This is a genomic window from Psychrobacter sp. AOP7-C1-14, assembly GCF_052376135.1.
Taxonomy (GTDB): domain Bacteria; phylum Pseudomonadota; class Gammaproteobacteria; order Pseudomonadales; family Moraxellaceae; genus Psychrobacter.
Genome location: NZ_JBQSVH010000053.1, coordinates 1 through 537, shown reverse-complemented (window position 1 = coordinate 537; position 537 = coordinate 1). Strand labels below are relative to the sequence as shown.

Annotated in this window: 1 pseudogene; it reads right to left on the bottom strand. The window is 44.5% G+C overall.

The features are described 5' to 3' along the window. Positions 1 to 537, bottom strand: a pseudogene (locus ACT3QN_RS13690) (hypothetical protein); the annotation flags it as partial.

The window sequence follows — 537 nt, the reverse complement described above, 5'->3', positions numbered from 1 at the left end:
CCTGCGTTATTGCCATCATCTAAGATGTAAGTCGGGGCACTAACACTACCATCAGCTGCGTTGTAAGCAGCATTGCCACCTAGATTCGCAGCTGTGCTTGTACCTGAAACGTCCACTTTATCATCAACAGCTGTTAATTGACCGAAGGTAGCGGCATCGTCTGATGCAAGACCATCAGCCACATTAGTAATGGTATTAGCACCATTATTTAAGCCACTACCACTTAGAGTAACAGTCTGATTAGTACCATTAAGAATAGTAACGCCAGCATTGTTTGTCACTGTATTACCAGTAGTAACGACACCTGCTGCTCCCAAATCAAGATTAGAATTGACAGCAACGTTAATACCATCGGTTGTTGGTGTGGTAATGAGGTTACTGTCTGTGGTCAATCCAATCGTCTCACCCAATGCGTAGGTTCGCTCGCCACCGTCAACATTAAATTTGATGCCTTGACTGATCGCAGTGGTGTTGTCTTTTGTACGGCCATCAAGATTACCAAGTGCACTGCCTACATCATTGAAGTTAGCTGTAGTG